Annotated in this window: 27 protein-coding genes and 1 pseudogene; 10 read left to right on the top strand and 18 right to left on the bottom strand. The window is 75.8% G+C overall.

Annotated elements, in window-relative coordinates; translation table 11 throughout:
* Positions 1-71: 71 nt before the first annotated feature.
* Together GA0070560_RS08985 and GA0070560_RS08980 are read right to left on the bottom strand one after the other, a co-directional pair.
* On the bottom strand, positions 72-965 hold the full coding sequence (locus GA0070560_RS08985) for a F510_1955 family glycosylhydrolase (protein WP_139131462.1): 894 nt from the start codon (positions 963-965) through the stop codon (positions 72-74).
* 101 nt (positions 966-1,066) lie between these two features.
* Positions 1,067-1,279, bottom strand: a complete 213-nt coding sequence (locus tag GA0070560_RS08980) for an SHOCT domain-containing protein (RefSeq protein WP_091293611.1) — start codon at positions 1,277-1,279, stop codon at positions 1,067-1,069.
* 192 nt (positions 1,280-1,471) lie between these two features.
* On the opposite strand from GA0070560_RS08980, the gene GA0070560_RS08975 reads away from it, so the two are divergent.
* The 3 genes from GA0070560_RS08975 to GA0070560_RS08965 all read left to right on the top strand — a co-directional run bounded on the left by GA0070560_RS08975 (position 1,472) and on the right by GA0070560_RS08965 (position 3,023).
* Complete coding sequence (locus tag GA0070560_RS08975) at positions 1,472-1,876, top strand: four-helix bundle copper-binding protein (RefSeq protein ID WP_091293609.1); 405 nt, start codon at positions 1,472-1,474, stop codon at positions 1,874-1,876.
* Between the two features lie 116 nt (positions 1,877-1,992).
* Entirely contained in the window at positions 1,993-2,430 is a 438-nt protein-coding gene (locus GA0070560_RS08970) for a TlpA family protein disulfide reductase (RefSeq protein ID WP_245675430.1), read from the top strand.
* A gap of 155 nt (positions 2,431-2,585) precedes the next feature.
* Positions 2,586-3,023, top strand: a complete 438-nt coding sequence (locus GA0070560_RS08965) for a DUF4395 domain-containing protein (RefSeq protein ID WP_091293605.1) — start codon at positions 2,586-2,588, stop codon at positions 3,021-3,023.
* Positions 3,024-3,131: 108 nt separating this feature from the next.
* Here the strand turns inward: GA0070560_RS08965 and GA0070560_RS08960 are convergent, their stop codons facing one another.
* The 11 genes from GA0070560_RS08960 to GA0070560_RS08910 form a co-directional block, all read right to left on the bottom strand.
* Positions 3,132-4,160, bottom strand: a complete 1,029-nt coding sequence (locus GA0070560_RS08960; RefSeq protein WP_091293603.1) for a sensor histidine kinase — start codon at positions 4,158-4,160, stop codon at positions 3,132-3,134.
* On the bottom strand, positions 4,153-4,848 hold the full coding sequence (locus GA0070560_RS08955; RefSeq protein WP_091293601.1) for a response regulator transcription factor: 696 nt from the start codon (positions 4,846-4,848) through the stop codon (positions 4,153-4,155). Before GA0070560_RS08955 ends, GA0070560_RS08960 begins: the two co-directional genes overlap by 8 nt.
* Before the next feature lie 99 nt (positions 4,849-4,947).
* Positions 4,948-5,742, bottom strand: a complete 795-nt coding sequence (locus GA0070560_RS08950; protein WP_091293598.1) for a zf-HC2 domain-containing protein — start codon at positions 5,740-5,742, stop codon at positions 4,948-4,950.
* Positions 5,743-5,753: 11 nt separating this feature from the next.
* Complete coding sequence (locus GA0070560_RS08945; protein WP_425412610.1) at positions 5,754-6,308, bottom strand: sigma-70 family RNA polymerase sigma factor; 555 nt, start codon at positions 6,306-6,308, stop codon at positions 5,754-5,756.
* A gap of 147 nt (positions 6,309-6,455) precedes the next feature.
* Positions 6,456-7,193 carry a RibD family protein gene (locus GA0070560_RS08940; RefSeq protein ID WP_091293596.1) on the bottom strand — a complete coding sequence of 246 codons (738 nt, stop codon included), beginning with the start codon at positions 7,191-7,193 and terminating at the stop codon, positions 6,456-6,458.
* 1 nt (position 7,194) lies between these two features.
* Positions 7,195-7,851 (bottom strand): GTP cyclohydrolase II, encoded by a 657-nt coding sequence (locus tag GA0070560_RS08935; RefSeq protein WP_091293593.1) that lies wholly within the window; start codon positions 7,849-7,851, stop codon positions 7,195-7,197.
* Positions 7,852-7,863: 12 nt separating this feature from the next.
* Positions 7,864-8,889 carry a lysylphosphatidylglycerol synthase transmembrane domain-containing protein gene (locus GA0070560_RS08930; RefSeq protein ID WP_091293591.1) on the bottom strand — a complete coding sequence of 342 codons (1,026 nt, stop codon included), beginning with the start codon at positions 8,887-8,889 and terminating at the stop codon, positions 7,864-7,866.
* Positions 8,890-8,948: 59 nt separating this feature from the next.
* Positions 8,949-9,770 carry a class I SAM-dependent methyltransferase gene (locus GA0070560_RS08925; protein WP_091293588.1) on the bottom strand — a complete coding sequence of 274 codons (822 nt, stop codon included), beginning with the start codon at positions 9,768-9,770 and terminating at the stop codon, positions 8,949-8,951.
* The gene (locus tag GA0070560_RS08920) at positions 9,767-10,798 is read right to left on the bottom strand and encodes a glycosyltransferase family 4 protein (RefSeq protein ID WP_091293585.1); all 1,032 of its coding nucleotides are present in this window, start codon (positions 10,796-10,798) and stop codon (positions 9,767-9,769) included. Before GA0070560_RS08920 ends, GA0070560_RS08925 begins: the two co-directional genes overlap by 4 nt.
* Before the next feature lie 3 nt (positions 10,799-10,801).
* On the bottom strand, positions 10,802-11,200 hold the full coding sequence (locus tag GA0070560_RS08915; protein WP_088979233.1) for a 6-pyruvoyl trahydropterin synthase family protein: 399 nt from the start codon (positions 11,198-11,200) through the stop codon (positions 10,802-10,804).
* 2 nt (positions 11,201-11,202) lie between these two features.
* Positions 11,203-12,180, bottom strand: coding sequence for a zinc-dependent alcohol dehydrogenase (locus GA0070560_RS08910; RefSeq protein ID WP_091293734.1), 978 nt, complete (start codon positions 12,178-12,180; stop codon positions 11,203-11,205).
* 94 nt (positions 12,181-12,274) lie between these two features.
* Here GA0070560_RS08910 and GA0070560_RS08905 point away from each other — a divergent pair.
* Positions 12,275-13,054, top strand: a pseudogene (locus GA0070560_RS08905) (CDP-alcohol phosphatidyltransferase family protein); the annotation flags it as partial.
* A 104-nt stretch (positions 13,055-13,158) separates the two neighbouring features.
* A complete protein-coding gene (locus GA0070560_RS08900) occupies positions 13,159-15,036 on the top strand; it encodes a sulfatase-like hydrolase/transferase (protein ID WP_139131461.1) in 1,878 nt (625 codons plus the stop codon).
* A 53-nt stretch (positions 15,037-15,089) separates the two neighbouring features.
* On the opposite strand, the gene GA0070560_RS08895 is transcribed toward GA0070560_RS08900, so the two are convergent.
* From GA0070560_RS08895 to GA0070560_RS08880, 4 genes are all read right to left on the bottom strand, one after another.
* On the bottom strand, positions 15,090-16,238 hold the full coding sequence (locus tag GA0070560_RS08895; protein WP_091293577.1) for an FUSC family protein: 1,149 nt from the start codon (positions 16,236-16,238) through the stop codon (positions 15,090-15,092).
* Positions 16,239-16,359: 121 nt separating this feature from the next.
* Positions 16,360-16,644, bottom strand: coding sequence for a BON domain-containing protein (locus GA0070560_RS08890; protein WP_091293575.1), 285 nt, complete (start codon positions 16,642-16,644; stop codon positions 16,360-16,362).
* Positions 16,645-16,767: 123 nt separating this feature from the next.
* A complete protein-coding gene (locus tag GA0070560_RS08885; protein WP_091293572.1) occupies positions 16,768-17,040 on the bottom strand; it encodes a GlsB/YeaQ/YmgE family stress response membrane protein in 273 nt (90 codons plus the stop codon).
* Positions 17,037-17,396: an STAS domain-containing protein gene (locus tag GA0070560_RS08880; protein ID WP_245675429.1), complete on the bottom strand. Its 360-nt coding sequence runs from the start codon at positions 17,394-17,396 to the stop codon at positions 17,037-17,039. Before GA0070560_RS08880 ends, GA0070560_RS08885 begins: the two co-directional genes overlap by 4 nt.
* 179 nt (positions 17,397-17,575) lie before the next feature.
* Between GA0070560_RS08880 and GA0070560_RS08875 the strand changes: the two genes are divergently transcribed.
* From GA0070560_RS08875 to GA0070560_RS08865, 3 genes are read left to right on the top strand one after another with little or no spacing between them, the layout of a single operon-like run.
* Positions 17,576-18,250: a response regulator transcription factor gene (locus GA0070560_RS08875; RefSeq protein WP_091293571.1), complete on the top strand. Its 675-nt coding sequence runs from the start codon at positions 17,576-17,578 to the stop codon at positions 18,248-18,250.
* The gene (locus GA0070560_RS08870; protein WP_091293569.1) at positions 18,247-19,605 is read left to right on the top strand and encodes a sensor histidine kinase; all 1,359 of its coding nucleotides are present in this window, start codon (positions 18,247-18,249) and stop codon (positions 19,603-19,605) included. Before GA0070560_RS08875 ends, GA0070560_RS08870 begins: the two co-directional genes overlap by 4 nt.
* A gap of 26 nt (positions 19,606-19,631) precedes the next feature.
* Complete coding sequence (locus tag GA0070560_RS08865; RefSeq protein WP_425412613.1) at positions 19,632-20,186, top strand: GerMN domain-containing protein; 555 nt, start codon at positions 19,632-19,634, stop codon at positions 20,184-20,186.
* 90 nt (positions 20,187-20,276) lie between these two features.
* Here GA0070560_RS08865 and GA0070560_RS08860 read toward each other — a convergent pair whose 3' ends face one another.
* Complete coding sequence (locus tag GA0070560_RS08860; protein ID WP_139131460.1) at positions 20,277-20,576, bottom strand: hypothetical protein; 300 nt, start codon at positions 20,574-20,576, stop codon at positions 20,277-20,279.
* Between the two features lie 217 nt (positions 20,577-20,793).
* Here GA0070560_RS08860 and GA0070560_RS08855 point away from each other — a divergent pair, with 217 nt between their 5' ends.
* Both GA0070560_RS08855 and GA0070560_RS08850 read left to right on the top strand, forming a co-directional pair.
* Complete coding sequence (locus tag GA0070560_RS08855) at positions 20,794-21,354, top strand: PadR family transcriptional regulator (protein ID WP_091293561.1); 561 nt, start codon at positions 20,794-20,796, stop codon at positions 21,352-21,354.
* A 14-nt stretch (positions 21,355-21,368) separates the two neighbouring features.
* Positions 21,369-23,084: an acyl-CoA dehydrogenase family protein gene (locus GA0070560_RS08850; RefSeq protein ID WP_091293559.1), complete on the top strand. Its 1,716-nt coding sequence runs from the start codon at positions 21,369-21,371 to the stop codon at positions 23,082-23,084.
* The last annotated feature ends 93 nt before the right edge of the window (positions 23,085-23,177 follow it).

The raw sequence follows: 23,177 nt of genomic DNA, 5'->3' as shown, positions 1-23,177 counted from the left end.
CGGTGCCGGCCCGGCCGACACCGGGTCACGCCGGCCGGTCGCCGCCCCGCCGGAGGGCCGGAACCGGACGGTCAGGACGCCACCGGGTGCCAGGTCTTGCCCGCGTCGTCGCTGCGTAGCACCCGCGCGTCCCGGGTGGCCAGGTAGAGCCGCCCCTCGTGGGCGGTCAACGCGACCGGGGCGTCGGTGGCCCGCCCGCCGGTGGGCGTCCAGCTCGCCGCGGCGTCGGTGGAGCGCAGGATCTGCCCGTCCGCGGCCACACCGACCAGTTCCCGGGTCGACCAGTGCAGCAGCAGGACAGCCGGCCCGCCCACCGGCGACCAGGTACGACCGCCGTCGGTCGAGCGGCGCACACCCTGCTCGCCGGTGACCAGCAGGGTGTCCGGGCGGGCGGGGTCGACCGCGAGGTCGTCCGCCTCGACGCGGGCGCGTCTCTCCCAGGTGGCGCGGTCGGCACTGGCCATCAGGGCGCCGCTGGTGGAGTCGAGGCCGTAGACGGTGTCGCCGGCCTGTCGCAGCAGGTGGAAGTCGGCCTCGCCGGCCAGGGACAGGGTCCGCCAGGTACGACCGGCGTCGGTGGAGCCGATGAGCCCGAGGTGGGCGGGCCCGGCCTCACCGTGCGCGGGGTGGCCGGAGGCGAGGAACTCGTCCGGGCCGGTGACCGTGAACCCCATGGTGTCCTGCCGGCCCTCGCCGACGCGGGTGGGGCCGCTCCCGGTAATCCGGAACACGCCGTGGTGGGTGGCCGCGTAGAGCTGCCCGTCGCGCGGGTTGACACCCAGGCCGTGCACGTGGCCGAACTCCTCGCCGTCCCCGGTGGGCGTCGGGCCGCTGCTGGAGGGCGACGCCCCGCTGCTCGGGGGCGTCGGGCCGCTGCTCGGGCTCGCCGGGCCGGTGCAGCCGGTGAGCGCCAGGGCCGCCGCGAGCACCGCGCCGAGCCATTTCGTCCTGCACCCTCGGGTCACGCCTCGACTCCTCGCCCTGGAGAACCTGCCACCGTTGTCCGAGGGTAGCCAGTGCTCAGCTCGCAGCCGTGATGACGCCCGCGCCCGGTCATGTCGGCCGCTCACTGGAGGGCGTCGCGGCGACGCCGGTACTCCTCCTCGTCGATCTCGCCGCGCGCGTAGCGTTCGTCGAGGACCTGCCGGGCGGAGCGGACTCCCGACTGCGGACCTCCTCCTCCGACGGCCCGGACCACCAGCACCGCGAGGACCACCAGGGCGGCCACCACCAGCAGCGGCCAGACCCACATCCAGCCCGCCATTCCCGTGCCGTGCATCGGTCTCCTTTCGCCCCGTCCCCGCGTCCGTCCACGCTACGGCGGCCGGGGCCCGGGGCTCCGGTCGTCCGGCTCCGGTCCGCCGGACGGGTGGCCGGTCGCGGCACCCGTACGACCACAATCCGGCATGGTGCCCGAACGGCCGGGTACGGCAGTGGAAGGAGTGACCACCAGACGAGCAGGAGGACGACCATGACCACGACCATGCCGATGTTGGCGACCTACCCGCAGACCATCAACCTGGACCGGGCGAAGCTGGCGGCGACCATCGACGCGATCAACGCCTGCGCGCAGGCCTGCACCGCCTGTGCCGACGCCTGCCTGAGCGAGGAGATGGTCGCCGAGCTGACGAAGTGCGTCCGGACCAACCTCGACTGCGCGGACGTCTGCGCCGCCACCGCCCGGGTGCTGTCCCGGCACACCGGCTACGACGCCAATCTGAGCCGCGCCCTGTTGGAGGCGTGTGCCACGGCCTGCCGCTCCTGCGGCGACGAGTGCGCCGCCCACGCGGGCATGCACGAGCACTGCCGGATCTGCGCCGACGCCTGCCGCGCCTGCGAGCAGGCCTGCCGGGACCTGCTCGTCACCATGAGCTGACCGGGCCCGCACCTCTGCCGCCCGCCCCGCCCCCCGGGCCGGCCCGCCCCGGGACGGGGCTCCCGGCCGGCGGGACGGTCGGGGCGGGGCGACGACGAATGTGGCACGCTGGGGCGGTGCGCGTGTCGATGACCGGCGTCGTCGTGGTGGTGGCCGTCCTGATGGCCGCCACCGCTGTCGGCGTGTGGCGTCGGCGTCGCGACGGCCGGCTCCGCGCGGCGCCCGCCGCCGCGACCGGCCGTCCCGCGCTCGACACCCTCGGCGTACGCCCCGGCGAGGTCACTCTCGTGCAGTTCTCCGCCCCGGTCTGTGCGCCCTGCCGGGCCACCCGCCGGGTGCTCGAACAGGTCACCGGTGACGTCCCCGGCGTACGCCTGCTGGAGGTCGACGCCGAGCGGCACCTCGACGCGGTGCGGGCGCTGGACGTCTGGCGTACCCCCACCGTGCTGCTGGTCGACGGCGCGGGTCGCGTGGTGCGCCGCGCCGCCGGGGTGCCGACCCGGGACGAGTTGACCGCCGCCCTGCGGCCGCTGCTGGCGCGGGCCGGGCGATGACCGGCGTGCGGTTGACCCGCCGGCGCACGGTGGACCACGGCTGGCTCTCGGCCAGCCTCTGTCCGGGCTTCCGCTCCGCCTGACGTCTCCGCCCCCGCGCGCCCGCCGGTCCCACCGGTCCGGGCCGCGCCCTCGTCGCCGAACGGAATCCCCGTATGCTGCTCGATCCTCGCGCGCCCCGGTTCGCCGCGGCCGTCACCACCGTCGTCCTCGCCGCCGCGCTGATCACCGGCGCGGTGCCGGTGCTGCTCGCCCAGGCGGCCGTCTTCGCGCTCGCCGCCGTCAACCCGAGTCTCGGCCCGTACTCGCTGGTCTGGCGGGTCCTCGTCGCGCCGCGGCTCGACCCGCCGAGCGAACTCGAACCCGCCGCTCCGGTGCGCTTCGCGCAGCTCGTCGGGCTGGTCTTCACGCTGCTCGCGATCGTGGGACAGCTGACCGGCGCGTCGGTGCCCGCCCTGGCGGCGACGGGCGCGGCGCTCGCCGCGGCGTTCCTCAACGTCGCCTTCGACCTCTGCCTCGGCTGCGAGACGTACCTGGCGTTGCGCCGGGTGACCGGTCGGCCGGTCACCGCCCGGGTGCCGGTCGGTTCCTGACCGCCCGGTGCGAGCGGGCCTGGCCCGGCGTGTGGTGCCGGGCCAAGCCCTCGGCGCGGCCCACGCGGTCAGCCCGCCGTTGGAGATGCCGGTCACGAGCTGGGCCGGTCAGGCGTGCGCCAACGGCAGCCGGACCACGAAGCGGCAGCCGCCGGAGACGTTCTGCACGTCCACCCGGCCGCCGTGCGCCTCGACCAGCCCGCGCACGATCGCCAGGCCCAGCCCGCCGGAGCCCTCGACGCCGCCGTTGCCCGGCCGCGGGGTGCGCGCCGGCTCGCCCCGGAACGCCACGTCGAACACCCGGGGCAGGTCGGCCTCCGGGATGCCGCCGCAGGTGTCGGCGACGGCCAACCAGGCGTCGTCGCCGTCGCGGCCGGCGTCGACCCGCACGGTGCCGTCCTCCGGGGTGTAGCGGACCGCGTTGAGCAGCAGGTTGCCGACCACCCGGGCCAGTTCCGGCTCGCTGGCGGTCACCGTGGGCCAGCCGGAGTCGGCGGCGACCAGGTGGATCCGGCAGGCCGCGGCCAGCGGCGCGGTGCTGGCGAGCGCGTCGGAGACCACGTCTCCCAGCGGCACGGCGGACAGCGACAGCCGCAGCGCCCCCGCGTTGATCCGGGACAGCTCGAACAGGTCGTCGACGAGGCGGGTCATCCGGTCGGTCTCGACCCGGATCCGGCGGTGGTACTCGTCGACCGTGCGCCGGTCGGCGACCACCCGGTCCTCCAGCGCCTCGGCCATCGCGCGCAGCCCGGCCAGCGGCGTGCGCAGGTCGTGCGACACCCAGGCGACCAGGTCACGGCGGCCCTTCTCGATCCGCCGCTCCCGCTCCCGCGCCTGGTCGGCCCAGACCGCCGCGGCGGCGAGCCGCCTCCCGAAGAGCCACCCGACGCCGAGGCTCACCACCGCCGCCGCGGAGACGGTGATCAGCACGACCTCCAGGTCGTGTGGGGAGAGGAACATCGCCTCGGCGATCACCGCGACGCCGGCCACCACCGCGCTCACCGTCATCGCCAGCAGCACGGTGATGTGCACGGTGATCGACCGGCCGCGCAGCAGCCGCAGCGCGCCCGCCCCGAGCAGCCCGACGGCGCAGGCCGCCGCGAGCGCCGCGCCGAAGATCAGGGCGAGGTCAGCCATCGACCGGCTCGTACCGGTAGCCGACACCCCAGACCGTGGCGATCCGGCGGGGATCGGCCGGGTCCACCTCGACCTTCTCCCGCAGCCGGCGTACGTGCACGGTCACCGTGGACTGGTCGCCGAACTGCCAGCCCCACACCCGCTCCAGCAGCTCGGCGCGGCGGAACGCCCGTGCCGGGTGCCGCATCAGGTGGGCCAGCAGGTCGAACTCCCGCAGCGTCAGGGACAGCTCACGGCCGTGCAGCCGGGCCACCCGGGGGCCGGTCCGCACGGTCAGCCCCCCGTCGGAGAGCACCTCCGGCACCGCGCCGGCCGGCTCACCACCGGCCCGCCGCAGCACCGACCGGACCCGCAGCACCAGCTCACGCGGGGAGAAGGGCTTGCTCAGGTAGTCGTCCGCGCCCAGTTGCAGGCCGAGGATCCGGTCGGCCTCGTCGCCGCGCGCGGTCAACATCACGATGGGTACGCCGTCCGGCCGCTCCCGCAGCCGCCGGCAGACCTCCAGCCCGTCCAGCCCGGGCAGCATCACGTCGAGGACCACCAGGTGCGGCGGGGCGGCCGCCACGGCGGCCAGCGCGGCGAGGCCGTCGGCGACGTGCTCCACCCGGTAGCCCGCGTGCTCCAGGTAGCGGCAGACCACGTCGCTGACCGTCCGGTCGTCGTCGACCACCAGCACCCGCTGCGTCATCGCCCACCTCCCCACCCGCCGGGTCAGCGTAGCCGCGTGCGGCCGGTGGGGAGGGACGCGCGATGCTTGCGAACTCCTTACGCCCGTCGGGTGGCGGCGTCAGGCGGCGGACCGGTCGGCGTCGGCCCGCTGTACCGGGTCGGCGACCGGCTGAACGGCGGCCCGCGCACCGTACGGCGGGGCGGGCCGGGGCCCCACCGCCGGCTGCTCGGCCTCGTCGAGCCGCAGCCGCCACCGAGACCGGCCCGCCCGCCCGTCGACCGGCGGCGGCCGGCCCGCGCGCAGCGCCGGGCGGGACAGCAGCACCGTCACCAGCCAGCCGCCGAGCAGCAGGGCGTGGCTGACCAGCCGGGACACATCCACCCGTGCGGTGAGCACGTCGTTGACCGACAGCAGCACCAGGGTGGCGACGAACGCGCTGAGCGTCGGCAGCAGACCCGCCGGTGGGGTCCGGCGCAGCGCCACGAAGACGAAACCCGCCCCGACGGCGACGTTCCACGCGGCGGCCTCGTGCCACAGGTGCTGCCCGGCCGGGTGCAGGTGGTCGGTGAGCGCGCCCCGGCCGGCCTGCGCCAGCCCGAGAACCAGCTGCCCCGCGCCGAGCACGCCGAGCGCCACCCGCAGCGCGGCCACCAGCCGGACCCGCCACCCGGCCAGCCGGCGGGGCGGCGCGGCGGCGAGGATGGCGTCGGTCAGGTCGGGCAGCGGGGACGCCGCCCGGGTACGCACCCGCCGGTTGACCGCTGCGGCCCCGTCCAGCCAGTCGCGGCAGTCCGCGCAGCCGTCGAGGTGTCGCTGCGCGGCGGCGGCCTCCTCGGCGCTCTCCTCCCCGTCCAGCCGGGCCGACAGGATCTCCCGCCAGCTCGCGCACCGTACGTACCGGAGGTCGTTCATCGGTCCCGCCGTCAGCCGACGCGTCCCGCGCGCCGGCCGGTACGGCCATCGAGCGCCGCGACCAGGTCCTCCCGGGCGCGGGCGACCCGGGACCGGATCGTGCCCACCGGGCAGCCGCACACCTCGGCCGCCTCGGCGTAGGACAGGCCGAGGACCTGGGTGGCGACGAACGCCTCCCGCCGTTCCGCCGGCAGCTCCCGGAGCAACTGGTCGAGGACGACCCCGTTCTCGAACCGCCCGTCCGCCGGCAGCTCCCGGCCGTCGAGGGCGGTGACCTCCGGCCGGGCGCGGGCCGCGCGCAGGTGGTCGGCGGCGACCCGCCGGGCGATGCTGAACAGCCAGGTCCGGGCGGAGGAGCGGCCGGCGAAGCGGGGCAGCGAGCGCATCGCCCGCAGATAGGTCTCCTGCACCAGGTCGTCGGTCTCCGCCGAGGCGAGCAGGTGCCGCAGGAAACGCCAGGTCTGCGCCTGCGTCGCCCGGACGAACGCCGCCAGGGCCTGGCGGTCACCCTGACCGGCGGCCAGCGCCCAGGCGGTCACCTGGCCGTCGTCCTCCTCCGTGATCACCCTGACCTCCGTCCACCGGCAGTCCGTCCTCCGACGCCTCGACCGTACGACGGACAGTAGTAGATCGTCGGTCGGCCGCGTCCGATGGTACGGGTGGACACGCCGAGTGGTTCAACCACGACGAGCGGTCACCCGCAGTAACCGGCGTCACTCGGCGGTGCAGCGCTCCGAGAGGGCGTACCGCACCAGCACCACGTCGCCGATCTGGCGGACCTCGGCCACCCGGGCCCGCCGCCCCGGGTGCCAGGGGAACCGACCGTCGCCGACGAAGCGCGGCGCCCGGCAGTCCCCGACGAAGAACGGGGCGACGACCAGATGGAGTTCGTCGGCGAGCCCGGCGCCGAGGAACTGGGCGTGCACCGTGCCGCCGCCCTCCACCATCAGCCGCCGCACCCCCCGGGCGGCCAGGTCGGCCAGCACCCGGTCGTGTGCCAGCGGCTCTCCCGCGTCGATCACGGTGGCCAGACCGTCCAGCAGTTCGGTCGTCTTGTCCACCGCCGGCGACGCGCAGTAGACCAGCTTGTCGGCGTCGCCGACGGTGAAGAACCGGGCCTGCGGGTCGAGATCGCCACGGGCGGTCAGGGTGACCTTCATCGGCGACGGCGGCAGGCCTCGCGCCACCCGCGCCCGGCGCAGCCCTTCGGAGCGGATCACCAGGCGCGGGTCGTCGCAGCGGACGGTGCCGGCACCGACCAGGATGGCGTCGCAGCCGGCCCGGACCGCGTCGATCCGCGCCAGGTCCTCGTCGTTCGACAGCAGCAGCCGCTGCTCGGTGGTGTCGTCGATGTAGCCGTCGATCGACGTGGCGCAGCTGAGCAGCACGTACGGCCGTCCGGTCGACGCCGGGGCCGCGGTGACCGCCGCCGCGGTCGGTGCCGTGTCCATGTCAGGTCAGCGACGGCGCGTCGACGGTCCGGGCGGCGGCCCGGCTCGCCTTCGCCGCCAGGTAGTCGGCATTGGCGGGGGAGAGGAACACCCCCGTCGGCACCACCTCGGTCACCGTCACCCCGAGGCGGCCGAGCTGCTCGGCCTTCTCCGGGTTGTTGCTGAGCAGGGCGAACTGCTCCACCCCCAGCACCGCGAGCATCTGCGCGGCGGCCCGGTAGTCGCGCTCGTCCTCGCCGTGCCCGAGCGCCACGTTCGCCTCGTACGTGTCCAGGCCGGCGTCCTGCAGCGCGTACGCGTCGAGCTTCGGGTAGAGGCCGATGCCGCGACCCTCCTGCCGCAGGTAGAGCAGGAACCCGCCGGCCTCGCTGATGCGCTCCACCGCCTCGCGCAACTGGGGGCCGCAGTCACAGCGCTGGCTGCCGAAGACGTCCCCGGTGAGGCATTCGCTGTGCGGGCGGACCAGGGGCGCGACTCCGCCCGCCGCGTACCGCCGTAGTGAGCCCGCCCAGTCGCCCAGCCCGAACGCCAGGTGCTCCCGCCCGTCCACCAACCCGTCGAACGAGAAGACCCGGGCCGTCGTGGCGTACCCGTCGGGGAAGCGGAGGGGGACCGTGACCTGTGTGCGGACCGTCGCGACCGGCAGTGCTTCGTACATGTGTCTCCTCCGTCAGACGCCGCCGGCCAGCCCGGCAGCGGGTACCGCGGCAGAACCACCCTGGTTCACCGTACGAGCCGTGGATCGTTCCCGCTGCCTGGACGGGCGGCGGAACAGCAGCAGCACGGCGGCGCCGGGGAGGGCGGCGAGGAGCACCAGCGCCCCGTACACCAGTGCGGTGGACACCCCCTGGGCCGCGCCGAGGCCGGCGGCCCCGAACGCCCAGGCGGCCGTGCCCTCACGCGGGCCGAAACCGGCCATGTTCGCCGGCAGTCCCATCGCCAGCAGCGCGAGCAGGGTCAGCGGCACCAGGTGGGCCACCGGGGCGGTGACCCCGGCCACCCGGGCCGCGAGCACGAACGTGGCCAGGTGGCACAGCACCACCACGACCGAGGCCAGCAGCACGCCCGGCGCTCTCCGGCGACCGAGCAGGCCGGCGCGGACGTCGGCCGCCGCGGCGCGCAGCGCGCGGGCCCGGCGCGACGGCCCGGAGCGGGGCAGCGCCCGGGCCAGCAGCACCAGGCCGAGGGCGGCGGCCACGGCCAGCCCGACGGCGGCCGGTAGGTACGGTCGCACCGGTGAGGGCAGCGCCAGCAGGATCACCGCCGCGAGGGCCACCTGCACCACCTGCCCGGCGCTGCGCTCCCAGACCACGGCCCGCACCGCCCGGCCGACGTCCCCGGCGTCGCGCCCGTGCCGGACCGCCCGGTGCACGTCGCCGAGCACCCCGCCGGGCAGCGTGGCGTTGAGGAAGACCGACCGGTAGCAGTCCGCGACGGCCGCGCCCAGCGGCAGCCGCACGCCGAGCCCTTCGGCGACCAGCCGCCACCGCCAGGCGCAGCAGATCGTGGCCACCGCGCCGAGCAGCAGCGCCGTCCCCACCGTCGGGGCGTCGATGCGCCGCAGCGCCGCCAGCACCGGCCCGGTGCCCAACCCCCACAGCAGCACCGCCACCAGCGCCACGCCGCCCAGGTTGCTCACCCACGCCCAGACCGCGCGGGCGGGCGCGGGGGATGTGTCGCCGGCAGCCTGTGGCACGCGGAGCCTCCTAGCGCGAAGATCGTCACCTGCTTGCACGTATCAGTCCGCCGGCCGGTTCATTCCGCCCCGGCGAGCAGGTCGTCGTGCCCGACGGTAACCGTCAGCTCACCCGCGGCGGCCGCGGTCAGCCGGCGGCGGGCGTACTGCACCGTCCGGTCGGCCAGCTCGGGGCGCTGCTCGACGGCGGCCTCCAACCAGCCGGTGAACCACTCGGCGGTCAGCGCGGCCTGCGCCGGGCCGAGCCGCCACGGGGTGGACCGGACCTCGGTGGGCACGCCGTGCCGGGCGAACGCGGCGACGGTCGCCGCGGCGGCGTCCGGCCCGAGCAGCGTCCGGCCGTCGACGGTACGGCGCTGGTGGTCGTCGAACGCGGCGGCCACCTCGGCGTCCAGCGGATCGGCCGGGTCGAACGTCACCCGCCCGACGACCGACAACACGAACAGCGACGGGCAGCCGGCCCCGGCGCAGGCGGCGACGATCCGGTCGATCTCCTCGCCGGTCAGCATGTCCAGCAGCGCGGACGCGGTGACCAGTCCGGCCCCGGACAGGTCGGCGGCGGTGAGCCGGGTGATGTCCGTCTGCCGGGTCCGCACCGTCACCGGGCTGCCGTCGGCCGCCACCGGCGGCTGCGCGCGGGCCCGGTCGAGCAGGCCGGGGTCGCGGTCGTACAGGGTCCAGTGCTGCGGGCCGGGCAGCCGCGGGGCCAGCCAGCGGGCCATCGAACCGGTGCCGCTGCCGAGGTCGTGCACCACCAGCGGCCGGTCGGGGGCCAGCCGGGCACGGACCCGGTCGACCAGGTCCTCGGTGCGGGCGGCGGCGTCGGCGGGCTCGCGCAGCGCGAGCCAGTCGGCGAAGGGATCGGTGGCGGGCAGGGTCATGTCGTCACTCCGTCCAGGACGTGGGCGATCAGCGTCGCGGTGGCCGGCCAGCCGGCCAGCGTGCCGCGCCGGGCCAGGGCGGCCCGGCGCAACCGGTCACGCAGCCGCGGCTCACCGAGCCAGCGGCGCAGCGCGTCGGCCAGGGCGGCCGGGTCGTCGGGCGGCACCAGCAGGCCGGGCAGGTCGCCGTCGGGGGCCCGGCCCAGCGCCTCCGGCACCCCGCCCACCGCCGTGGCGAGCACCGGCAGGCCGCGGGCGAGGGCCTCGGTGACCACCATCCCGTACGTCTCGGCGCGCGAGGCGAGCACCAGCAGGTCGGCGTCGGCGTACGCGGCGTCCAGGGCGGCGCCGGTGCGCGGGCCGGTGAACCGCACCCGCCCGGCCAGCCCCAGGTCGCCGGCGAGCCGGCGCAGCCCCGCCGCGAACCGCGGATCCCGGGTGAGCGCCCCGACGCAGTCCAGCGTCCACGGCGCGGGGACCTCGGCGAGGGCGCGCAGCAGCACGTCGTGCCCCTTGTGCGCGACGACCGCCGCGACGCAGAGCAGCCGGGCGCCGGCCGCCGTGCCCTCGACCGGCTTGGCCGGCGTCACGCCGGGGGCGGCGACGTGCACCCGGGCGGGGTCGAGCCGGTAACGGTCGAGCAGCCGCCGCCGGGTCCACTCGCTGGTGGTGACCACGGCGGCGGCGCAGGCCAGCGCGGCGGCCTCGGTGTCGCCCTCCATCGGCAGGTGCACCAGCGCCACCAGCCGCAGCCGCCCGGCGTGCCCGGCCAGGACCTCCGGCACCACCGAGGCGACCAGCCCGTCCAGCAGCACCGGCGTGCCGTCGGGCAGGCCCGCGAGCAACCCGGCCAGCCCGGTGCGCGCCGGCCCGTCCGGACGCGGCCACTCCCCGGGTACGCCGTGCTCGCGCACCGTCCAGCCCAGCTCGACCAGCCCGTCGCAGACCCGCCGGTCGTAGCTGTTGCCGCCGCTCGGGGTCGCCGGGTCGTCGATGTCGCCGGGGAGGACGACGTGCACCACGGGCACGGGCTACAGCGACCGTTCGTAGGCGGCCCAGGCCACGTGCGACTCGTGCAGCGTGACGGTGATCCCGGCCAGCTGCCGCGCGCCCTCGCCGAGCGAGCCTGCGTGCACCCGCTCGGCCAGCCGGTCGGCGATCGTCCGGCAGAGCACCTCGGTGGTGGTGTTGACCCCGGCGAAGGCCGGCTCGTCGTCCAGGTTGCGGTAGTTCAGCTCGGCCAGCACGGCCTTCAGCTCGGTGGTGGCCAGGCCGATGTCGACCACGATGCCGTCGGCGTCGAGATCGGCCCGGCGGAACGTCGCGTCCACCACGAAGGTGGCCCCGTGCAGCTTCTGCGCCGGCCCGAAGACCTCCCCCCGGAAGCTGTGGGCGATCATGATGTGGTCCCGTACGGTGACGCTGAACACGGTCACTCCCCGTCGTAGGTGATGAGGTGGCAGAGCGCGGGGAGGGTCCCCGCGGCCAGTCGGTCGAGCACGTCGGGCAGGTCGTCGAAGCGCGACCGGCCGGTGAGCAGGGCGTCGAACGTCGGGTCGGCGAGCAGTTCCAGGGCGAGCGCGAGGCGCTCGGCGTAGCTGCGCCGGGCCCGGTTCGGCGAGACCGTGCCGACCTGACTGCTGCGGACCGTCAGTCGTCCCGAGTGGAACGCGCCGCCCAGCGACACCTGCACCGGCCGGTCGCCGTACCAGCTCAGCTCGACCACCGTCCCCTCCGGCGCGAGCAGGTCCAGTGAGCGTTGCAGGCCCGCGCCGGTGGCGCTGGCGTGCACCACCAGGTCCCGTCCGCCGGTGGCGTCGTCCGGCGCGGCGAACCCGACGCCGAGCGCGTCGGCCACGGCGGCGCGCGTCGGGTCGGTGTCGACCAGTTCCACCCGGACGCCGGGGAAGCGGGCGAGCAGCGCGGCGACCGCGCAGCCGACCATGCCGCCGCCGACCACGCTCACCCGGTCGCCGACCATGGGGGCGGCGTCCCAGAGCGCGTTCACCGCGGTCTCCACCGTGCCGGCCAGCACCGCCCGGGCGGCCGGCACCCCGTCCGGCACCGGGGTCACCGCCGAGGCGGGCACCACGTACGCGGTCTGGTGCGGGTGCAGGCAGAAGACGGTACGTCCGCGCAGCCGCTCCGGTCCGGCCTCGACCACGCCGACGCTGAGGTAGCCGTACTTGACCGGGGCGGGGAAGTCGCCCTCCTGGAACGGGGCGCGCATCGCGGCGTACTGGCTCTGCGGCACGCCCCCGGTGAACACCAGCGTCTCGGTGCCCCGGCTGACGCCGGAGAAGAGGCTGCGTACCAGCACGTCTTCCGGCCCCGGGCCGGGTAGCGTCACCGGTCGGATCTCGCCCTCGCCGGGGGAGCGGAGCCAGAAGGCGCGGGCGTCGCGGATCACGCGGTCGTCTCCCATCTGGCGGCGGAACCGAACCGATCGGCCGCGCGCTGCGTACTGCTCTGTCGAGGTCGTCGATCATAAACACGGAGGCAGCGTGTCCAGGGTTCGAACCGGTCCGGTGGTCGGACTGACCGCGCAGCTCGTCCTGCTGGCCGTACTGGCCGCGACCGTCGGGCTCGACGTCGCCGGGTGGCTGGCCGGCGCCGGGTACGGGCTCGTCCTGTGCGCCGTGTTGGCGCGCGGCGTACGCCGGCACGGCGGCGACCGGCTCGGGCCGGCCGACCGGGTGACGTTGACCCGGGCGGTGCTGGCCGGCGGGGTGACCGCGCTGGTGGTGGACGCCGTCGACCGGCCGGCCCCGCTGGCGGTGCTGGTGCCGCTGACCGTGGTGGCGCTGGCCCTGGACGCGGTGGACGGCTGGGTGGCCCGGCGCACCGGCACCGCCAGCGCGCTCGGGGCGCGGTTCGACATGGAGGTCGACGCGTTCCTCATCCTGGTGCTGAGCCTGCACGTCGCCCCGGTCGTCGGGCCCTGGGCGCTCGCCATCGGCGGCATGCGGTACGCCTTCGTCGCCGCGAGCTGGGTGCTGCCCTGGATGCGCGGCACCCTGCCACCGCGCTACTGGCGCAAGGTGGTCGCCGCCGCGCAGGGCGTCCTCCTGCTGACCGCCGTCGCGGACGTGCTGCCCGGGCCGGTGACCGTCGTGCTGGTGGCGGTCTCGCTGGCGCTGCTGGTGGAGTCGTTCGGCCACGACGTCGGCTGGCTCTGGTGGCACCGTCCGGCCCGCGCCGCCACCGCGCTCCCGGCGCCACAGCCCGTTCCGGCGCCACAGCCTGTTCCGGCGCCACAGTCCGTCGCGGGTGGACGGTCCCGGCGGGAGGTCGCCGTGTCCGAGCGCCCGCTGGTCGCGCACCAGCCGGTCTGAGCCGTACCGTCCACCCGGCCGCCGCCGGGACCTGCCCAGAAAGGGACACCACCGTGTCAGTGTCGTCGCGTGCCGGGACCCGACCGCCGGCGGACGACCCGCCGGGCGTCGCGGGCGACGTCACCCGCCCGCCCGCCCCCCGCTCCGACCCGTCGCCGGACGCCAGGGAGCAGGAGCCGTCGCGGACGGACGCCACCCGCCCGCCCGTCCGGACCCCCGCCGGCGAGGACACCACCCCACCGGCCGACGCCACGTCACAGACGCCCGACGCCGCGTCCGGCGGATCCGCCACCCCACGCGGTCGGCTGCGTACGGTGGCCGGCGCGGCGACCAGCGTCCTGGCCGTGCTGCTGGTCTTCGCGGTGCTGGCCGCGCCGAGCCGGCTCGACCAGCTCACCCCCACCGCGTTCCTGCGCGTGCCGGTGGAGGCGCTGGCCGCCGGTGTGCTGCTGCTGGTGCTGCGCGGCTGGGCCCGGCGGGCGGCGGCCCTGGTGCTGGGGGTCGCCCTCGGGCTGCTCGCCGTCGTCAAGCTGCTCGACATGGGCATGTCCGCCAGCCTGGCCCGCCCCTTCGACCTGGTGCTCGACTGGGTGCTGCTCGACGACGCGTACGGCTTCGTCACCGACTCGGTCGGCTCCGGTGGCGCGGTCGGCGCCGCCGTCGGGCTGGTCGCCCTGGTCGTCGCGCTGCTGGTGCTGACCACCCGGTCGGTGCTGCGGCTGACCCGGCTGGTGGCCCGCCACGACCGGGCGACGGTCCGGGTGCTCGCGGCCCTCGCCGCGGTCTGGGTGGCCGGGGCGACGATCGGGGTGCCGGTCGCCGACTCCCGCTCGTCGGTCCTGGTGGGCCAGCACGTCGGCCAGTTCGGCGCGGGGCTGCGGGACCGGCAGGCGTTCGCCGCTGAACTCGCCGTCGACGCCTTCCGGGACGTCCCGGGCGACCGGCTGCTGACCGGGCTGCGCGGCAAGGACGTCGTCCTGGCCTTCGTGGAGAGCTACGGCCGGGACGCGGTCGAGGACCCGCAGTACGCGCCACGGATCGGCGCGGTCCTCGACGGCGGCACCCGGCGGCTGGCGGCGGCCGGGTACGCGGCCCGCAGCGGCTTCCTCACCTCCCCGACGGCGGGCGGCGGCAGCTGGCTGGCCCACGACACGCTGCTGTCCGGGCTCTGGGTCGACAACCAGCAGCGCCACCTCACCCTGCTGGCCAGTGACCGGCTCACCCTCAACGGCGTGTTCCGGCGGGCCGGCTGGGACACGGTGGGGGTGATGCCGGCGGCGACCGCGCCCTGGCCGGAGGGGAAGTTCTTCGACTACGCGCGCTACCACGACGCGGCCGGTCTCGGCTACCGGGGCCCGAAGTTCAGCTACGCCCCGATGCCCGACCAGTACACGCTGGCGGAGTTCCAGCGCCGCGAGCGCGCCACGAAGGACCGTGCCCCGATCATGGCGGAGATCCCGCTGATCTCCAGCCATTCGCCCTGGGCGGCGATCCCCCGGATGCTGGACTGGGACCACGTCGGCGACGGTTCGATCTACCGGCGGCCCACCTCGGTGGCGGCCAACCCGACCGACGTGGTGGGGCGCAGCGTCCCGGAGGTGCGCACCGGCTACCGGCAGGCCGTCGACTACTCGCTGAACAGCCTGATCTCCTACGTGGAGACCTACGGCGACGACAACCTGGTGCTGGTCTTCCTCGGCGACCATCAGCCCGCCCCGATGATCACCGGCGAGGACGCCGGGCGGGACGTGCCGGTCACCATCGTCGCCCGGGACCCGGCCGTGCTGGCCCGGGTGGACGGTTGGGGCTGGCACGAGGGGCTGCGGCCCGGCCCGGACGCGCCGGTGTGGCGGATGGACGCCTTCCGGGACCGCTTCCTCACCGCCTTCGGCCCCCGACCGCCGGTGCCCGCCACCCCGCCGCCCCGCTGACCAGCCCTGCCGCCCGTCGCCGGCCGTCCCGCCCACCCGTGCTCCGGGGCCGGTCAGGCGCGGGGCAGACCCAGGGCCTCGTCCACCCGCCCCAGCACCGCCGCGTCGTCCACCCCGACGCCGCGCAGCAGGTCGATGGCGGTGGCCCGGATCTGGCCCACGATCATCACCACCGGCAGCGGCGGGTCGGTCCGCAGCAGCCCGGCGGCGATCCGGACCGCCTCCATGGCGTGCTCGTCGGCCCGCTGGGCGTACCGGTCGGCGTCGGACCGCCCGACCAGGTCGGTGGAGAGGGCGTCGGCGGCGGCGCGGACCGCCTGCGCGAGCGCCCGCAGCGCGGCGCCCAGCTCCGGCGGGGTCGCGACGCCTCCGCCCGGCTCACCGGGCCAGGCGGTGTTCAGCCGGGTCAGGGTCACCCCGTTGCGGGCCAGCACCCGGATGTTGCGCACGGCGTAGTCGAGCTGACGGCAGGTCGCCTCGACCTCCTCCACCTGGCCGAGGTGGCGGCGCTTGCGCACCCGCAGCCGCAGCGACTCCGTGCACGCCTGCACGGCGGTGCGGAACCGGTCCACGCAGCCGTCCACCTCGCGCGCCCGCTCCAGCGCCGCCCGTGCGGCCTCCTCGTCGCAGCGGCACAGCGCCTCGTCGAGCCGGGTGAGCAGCTCGGCCAGGTCGCCGTAGGTGCGGCGGGCCTCGGCGACGAGCGGGGCGAGCGGGTCGCGGGCCACCATGAGCTGGCTCGCGGCCAGCGCCACCGCGCCGCCGATCAGCGCGTCGACGAAGCGGAACGGCACCATCGTGTCCTGCGGTGCGGCCACCACCACCAGGTAGAGCGCGGAGATCGCGGCCTGGACGGTCAGTGTGCTGCTCGCCCCGACGCCGACCATCAGCCCGATGGTCAGCAGCAGGACGAGGAAGATGGTGCCGGTGCCGGTGGGTAGCGCCTGCACGGCCAGGTCGGCGGCGAGCACCCCGGCGGCCACCCCCAGCACCATCTCGACGGTCTGGCGTACCCGCTTGCCGCGCGCCTCGCCGAGCACGATGAGCGCGGCGCTCGGGGCGAAGAACGGGTCGGGGTGGCCGATCAGCCGGGCCGCCACCACCCAGGCGATCGTCGCGGCGACCGCCGCCTCCAGCGCGGGCCGCCAGCCCTGCCGTAACCGGCCGGCCGCCGTCCCCGCCCACTGCCGCACGCGCGCCATCGCTGACTCTCCTCCGGTTGTCCACCGGATCGTGCCGCCCGGTCCCGGGGGTCGTGACTACCCGCAGCGGGGCGTGGCGCAAACGCCCACCGGGTGCTGCGGGTGCACGCGGGGCCGGCGGTCAGCGGACGCGGACCCGAAGGCTGTTGCAGACGTCGGCCACGCCCGGGACCAGCCAGGCCAGCTCGCCGGCGAGCCGCCGGGTGGACGGGTCGCGCACGGTGCCGGTGAGGATGGCGACCCGGTTCTGCACGGTGACCGAGACGCCCCGGGCGCGGGGGCCGACGCCGCCGACGATCCGGTACGCGATCTCGCCGGCCAGCCAGGCGTCGTCCCCGCCCGGCGCGGGCGGCTGCGGATCGGGCCGGAACCAGCTCTCGTCCGGCAGCGGCCAGGGCATCACCATGCGGAGCTCCTCTTTCGGGGCGGGTACCGGGGGCGGGCCGGCCGGTGACCGGTCCACCGCCTCCCGGCGCGGGGCGGCGGACGACGAGTGCGCGTGGCGGGCGCGCGGCCGGGTTCCGGTGGTTCAGCGCTCGGATCGGGATCCTCCGGCGGTGCCCGCTACGAGCGCGACGCCGAGACCGGCGAGACCGACCTGGACGACCAGTTGCAGCGGGCCGAAGCCGTCGGCGTCGATGCCGGCCAGCCGGGCGACGATGGTGCCGAGCAGCGCGGCCACCAGGCCGGTCGCCGCGGTCAGCCAGACCGGTATCCGCTGCCGGCCGGGGATGAGGAGCCGGCCGAGGCTGCCGACGACGAGGCCGACGACGACGGCGCTGACGATGCCGGTGACGGTCATTGGATCCGCTCCCTTCCGTCTCCGCGGGTGGCCCGGTGGTGATCCGGGGCCGGGTGGGCCTGGCCCGGGGGCCACGTCCCGACGGTGCTGGTCACCGGCAGCACCCAGGCCACCCCGGCGGCGCGCAGCACCCGGCGGACCCGCTCGCTGGGATCGCGCAACGTCAGCGCGCCGTCGTGGCGGGCCAGCCGTCGGTGCGTGTCGAGCAGCAGGCCGACTGCCGCGGCGTCGAGGACCTGGCAGGCGGAGAGGTCCACCACCAGCCGGGCGGGCCGTAGGGCCAGCAGCCGGTTGAGGACCCGGCGGGTCCGTTCCAGACCGGCCAGGTCCAGCTCGTCGGTGACGCTGATCTCCACCAGCGGTACGCTGCACACGGACGGTGTCACGGATCGGGCCCCCTCGGCGTCGTCGTCGGTGCCCAGCCTGGTCACGGCCCTTGGCGACCGCCCCGCGGTCGGATGACAGTTGCGTGACAAATCCCGCGTCCGCCCGACACGGTTGGCCGTCGCCGCCCCGGCCCGGGCACGATGCGGGTATGGCGGGCGTACTGGTGATCGAGGACGACGACCGGATCCGTCTGGCGCTGCTGCTGGCCCTGGAGGACGAGGGCTACGTGGTGCGCGGGGCGGCCACCGCGGAGGAGGGGCTGCGCGCGCAGCGGCAGGACCCCGCCGACCAGGTCCTGGTCGACCTGATGCTGCCTGGTTTGGACGGCTTCGAGTGCATCCGGCAGCTGCGCCGCGACGACGACGTGCCGATCGTGGTGGTCAGCGCCCGTGACGACACCCACGACATCGTCGCGGCGCTGGAGGCCGGCGCCGACGACTACGTGGTCAAGCCGGTGGCGATCAAGGAGCTCTCCGCCCGGCTGCGGGCGCTGCGCCGCCGGGCCCGTACCGCCGCCGCACCGGTGCCGGTGTACGCCTTCGGCGGCCTGGAGATCAGCCCGGAGGAGGGGGAGGTACGCCGTGACGGCCGCCCGGTGCCGGTCACCCGCACCGAGTTCCGGCTGCTGTGCGAGCTGGCCGAGCACGCCGGCCGGGTACTGTCGCGCCAGCAGCTGCTCAGCCGGGTCTGGGGGTACGACACCGGCGACGAGCGGCTGGTCGACGTGCACGTGGGTCGGCTGCGGCAGAAGATCGAGGCCGACCCGGCCAACCCGCGGCACCTGGTCACGCTCCGCGGTCTCGGCTACAAGATGCAGCGATGAGGCGCCTCGGACTGCGGGCCCGGGTCACCGCCGCGTTCGCCGTGGGCGCCCTGCTGCTGTCGGCGCTGATGGCCCTGGTCTCGTACGAGCTGGTCCGGCATTCGCTGCTGGACGAGCGGGAACGCACCGCGATACGGGCGGCGTACTTCGACGCGGCCGTGGTGCGCACCGGGCTGGACACCGAGACGCCGGACGTGTACGAGGTACTGCGGTCGCTGGACACCGGCGGTAGCCGCCGGGCCCTGGTGCACCGCGAGGGGCAGTGGTACGCGCGCACCGCCGACGAGGGCCCGTCCGGGGCGGTGCCGGCGGGGCTGGTGGCGATGGTCGCCGCGGGCGAGCCGGGGGTGCAGCGGGTGAACGTCGACGGCCAGCCGGCGCTGCTGGTCGGGCTGCCGCTGTCGAAGTCGACCGGCTACTACGAGATCACCTCGCTGCGCGAGCTGGAGCAGACCTTCCAGGTGCTGGCGCTGGCGCTGACCGTCGTGGCGATGACCGTGGCCGGCTCCGGGGCGGCGCTCGGCTGGTACGCCACCCGGCACGGGCTGCGGCCGCTGACCGCGGTCGCCGACGCGGCGGAGAAGATCGCCGCCGGGGACGTCACGGCCCGGCTGGCTCCGGGCACCGACCCCGACCTGGCCCGCCTCTCCACCTCGTTCAACCGGATGGTCGACCAGGTCGCGGAGCGCATCGAGCGGGACCGCCGGTTCGCCGCCGACGTCAGCCACGAGCTGCGCTCGCCGTTGCAGACCCTCTCCGCCGCGGCGAGCGTGCTCGCCCGCCGCCGGGAGCACCTTGACGAGCGCACGGCGACCGCTGCCGGCCTGGTGGTCGAGGAGGTGACCCGCTTCGAGCACCTCGTCGACGACCTGATCGAGTTGGCCCGCAGCGACCGGCCGGCGCAGCGGGAGCCGGTGGACGTGGTGGCCCTGGCCCGCCGGGTGTGCCGCGCGCACGGTCTGCCGGAGTCGCTGGTCCGCCCGGGCCCCGGGGCGGCGGCCGTCCTCTGGTCGGTCGATCCGCGCCGGGTCGAGCAGGTGCTGGTCAACCTCCTCGACAACGCGGTGCGCTACGGCGGGGGTCCGGTCGCGGTGCGGCTGTCCCGTACCGGCGGGTCTGGAGTGGTGGAGGTCGACGACGCCGGCCCGGGCGTGCCGCCGGTCGACCGGGAGGTGGTCTTCGACCGGTTCGTCCGTGGCCGCGCGGCGCACGCCCGCGCCGGCGGGGACGGCACCGGGCTCGGCCTGGCGCTGGTCGCCCAGCATGCCGCCGCGCACGGTGGCCGGGCGGTGGTGGGGGACCGGCCCGGTGGTGGGGCGCGGTTCCGGGTCGAGCTGCCGGGAGCACTGTCGTGACCGGGGGCCGGAACGTCACCGCCCGGTTGTCCGCCCTGCTCGCGGTGCTCGCGCTGGTGCTGGCCGGTTGCGGGGTGTCCGCCGAGGACCGGCCCCGTGGGGTCCGGCCACCGCCCGGCGTGGTCATGCCGCCGCCGGTGACGGCGGCGAGCCCGGCGACCGGTCGGGTGGCGCAGCCGATCTGGCTGGTCCGTGACGACCGGCTGGTCCGGGTGGTGCGTCAGGTCGACGTGGCCGGCGACGTCGACCTGCACCTGCGCCGGCTGCTCGCCGGTGCCTCCTCGGTCGAACGGGAGGCTGGCCTGGGCAGTGCCCTGCCCGGGGCGGTGGGTGTCACCGGGGCGCGGCTGGTGGACGGCCGGGCCGAGGTGTCGGTAGCCCCGCCGCCGGAAGAGTCCGGGCGCACCGACGAGGTGCTGGCGTACGGGCAGGTCGTCTGCACGCTGGACGCCCGCGACGACGTGAGCGGGGTGTCGTTCGTCCGGGACGGGCGGCCGCTGGGCGTGCCCCGGGCCGACGGGTCGCTCTCCCCGGGCCCGCTGACCGCCGCCGACTACGCCGCGCTCACCGTCCCGAGGTGACCGGGCCGCGCGTCGCCGGTCACGGGCGCGGTCCGGGCACGCGGACGCCGGGTCGTCGGCGTCGCCCCGGCCCGGTCGGCGGTCGAGGGATCAGGCCGCCTCGGCGGCGGCACGCGAGCGGCGGTGCGGTGGGGCGGGCAGGGGCCGCTCCGACTCCGCCCGGCGCGGCGCGGCGGTCTCCTCCGCCGTGACGCCGGACATCTCCAGGGCCCGTCGTGCGTTGCGGGCGGCCTCGCAGGGCCACTCCTGACGGGCGCAGAGCAGATTGTCGCAGTGCCCCGTCCGGTCCGGCTGGTGCGCCTGCGCCACATCGGCGGCGAGCCGCCACAGCAGCGGGTCGGTCACCCCGGCGGGCGCTGTTCGCGACTGCGGTCGGGTCTGCTCGGACACGGTTTCCCCCTCTGTTCGCACCGGAGGACAGTCTCCCGGCGTGCCGTACGCCAAACCTCCGGCGCGGGTGGTCCTCGCCACGTCGCGCGGTTCGTGCCCGCCGCCCCACTCCCGCGGGCCGGGCGGCCGCGCATCCCTGCGGGGAGCGCGGGGTCGCCGTGTGACGGATGCCCCTGACACCTTGCCTATGCAACTCGTTGCATAGCAGGATGCCGGCATGGCCCTCGAACACGCGATCCTGGTCGCCCTGCTGGAGCAGCCGGCGTCCGGATACGAGCTGGCCCGGCGCTTCGACCGCTCCATCGGCCGGTTCTGGACGGCCACCCACCAGCAGATCTACCGGGTGCTCAAGCGGATGGAGGCCGACGGCTGGGTCACCGCCGAACAGGTCGGGCAGGAGGGCCGGCCGGACAAGCGGCGCTGGTCCGCCGCGCCGCCCGGGCGGGCCGCCCTCGCCGAGTGGCTGCACGCGCCCGTGCAGCCCGAGGCGGTCCGGCACGAGCTGGCCGTGAAGATCCGCGGCGCGGCCTTCGCCGACCCGGCCGGCCGCGCCGCGCTCGTCGCCGAGGTCGAGCGCTACCGGGCCGACCACGAGGCGGTCCTCGCCCGCTACCTCGCCGGTGAGCGCCGCGACTTCCCCGACCCCGCCGACCCCGACGCCCGCGCCGCCCTCCAGCACGTCGTGCTGCGCGGCGGCATCGCGTACGAGCGGATGGTGCTGGCCTGGCTCGACGACGTCCTGGCCACCCTGCGCGACCTCGACCGCCCCACCCCCTGAGGAAGGACGCCCGCATGTCCGTGTTGCTGAACCCCCGCACCTACGACCCCGCCCACCTCGACGACGAGTCCCGGCGGCTGCTGCGCGCCACCGTCGACTTCTTCGAGCAGCGCGGCAAGAAGGCGTTGGTCGACAGCTACAACCGGCACGACTGGTACGGCGACTTCCTCGACTTCGCCGCCAAGTCCGGCCTCTTTGCCGCCTTCTGCACCCCGGCCGCCGACGGCGGCGGCGACCCGGCCAAGCGCTGGGACACCGCCCGCAACGCCGCGCTCAGCGAGGTGCTCGGCTTCTACGGCCTCGGCTACTGGTACACCTGGCAGGTCACCGTCCTGGGCCTCGGCCCGGTCTGGCAGAGCGACAACGCCGCCGCCCGGGCCCGCGCCGCCGAGCTGCTCGACACCGGCCACGTGATGGCCTTCGGCCTCTCCGAGCGCAGTCACGGCGCCGACATCTACTCCACCGACATGCTGCTCACCCCCGACGGCTCCGGCGGTTTCCGGGCCACCGGCGGCAAGTACTACATCGGCAACGGCAACGTCGCCGGCCTGGTCTCCGTCTTCGGCCGTCGGGCCGACGTCGAGGGCCCCGACGGGTACGTCTTCTTCGCCGCCGACAGCCGGCACCCGGCGTACCGGCTGGTGCGCAACGTGGTCAACGCGCAGATGTTCGTCAGCGAGTTCCGGCTGGAGGACTACCCGGTGCGCGCCGAGGACGTGCTGCACACCGGCAAGGCGGCCTTCGACGCCGCGCTCAACACCGTCAACGTGGGCAAGTTCAACCTCTGCACCGCCTCCGTCGGCATCTGCGAGCACGCCATGTTCGAGGCGGTCACCCACGCCCACAACCGGGTCCTCTACGGCCGGCGGGTCACCGACTTCCCGCACGTGCGGCGGGAGCTGACCGACGCGTACGTCCGCCTGGTGGCGATGAAGCTGTTCAGCGACCGGGCGGTGGACTACTTCCGTTCGGCCGGGCCGGACGACCGCCGCTACCTGCTGTTCAACCCGATGACCAAGATGAAGGTGACCACCGAGGGCGAGAAGGTGATCGACCTGCTCTGGGACGTCATCGCCGCCAAGGGCTTCGAGGCGGACACCTACTTCGACAAGGCCGCCCGGGACATCCGCGGCCTGCCCAAGCTCGAAGGCACCGTGCACGTCAACCTGGCCCTGATCCTGAAGTTCATGGCGAACTACCTCTTCGCCCCGGCCGAGTTCGCGCCGGTGCCGACCCGGCACGACCCGGCCGACGACGAGTTCCTGTTCCGGCAGGGCCCGGCGCGGGGTCTCGGCGCGATCCGCTTCCACGACTGGCGGGCCGCGTACGGCGCGCACGCCGACGTGCCGAACGTGGCCCGCTTCACCGAGCAGGCCGACGGGCTCTGCGCGCTGCTCGCCGCCCATGCCCCGAGTGAGGAGCAGCAGCGCGACCTGGACTTCCTGCTCGCCCTCGGGCAGCTCTTCGCGCTGGTGGTCTACGGGCAGCTGATCCTGGAGCAGGCCGAGCTGACCGGCCTCGACGCCGACCTGCTCGACGAGATCTTCGACGTGCTGGTCCGGGACTTCTCCGGTCACGCCACCGAGCTGCACGGCAAGACGGCCACCACCGAGGCGCAGGCGGCCTGGGCGCTGGCCCACGTCCGTCGCCCGGTCACCGACCCCGAGCGCACCGCCCGGGTCTGGACCCAGGTCACCGCCCTCTCCGGCGCCTACGAGATGACCCCCTGACGGACATGGTCCCGCCGGGCCGGATCGGCCCACGGTTTGCGGCGTGTCGGGTGTCAGCACACTCGGACACCCGACACGCCGCAAAGCGAGTCG

Origin of the sequence: Micromonospora halophytica, assembly GCF_900090245.1 — a bacterium.
Taxonomy (GTDB): domain Bacteria; phylum Actinomycetota; class Actinomycetes; order Mycobacteriales; family Micromonosporaceae; genus Micromonospora; species Micromonospora halophytica.
Note: the sequence above shows the minus strand (reverse complement) of the source record. Positions and strands in the feature narration are given on the sequence as shown.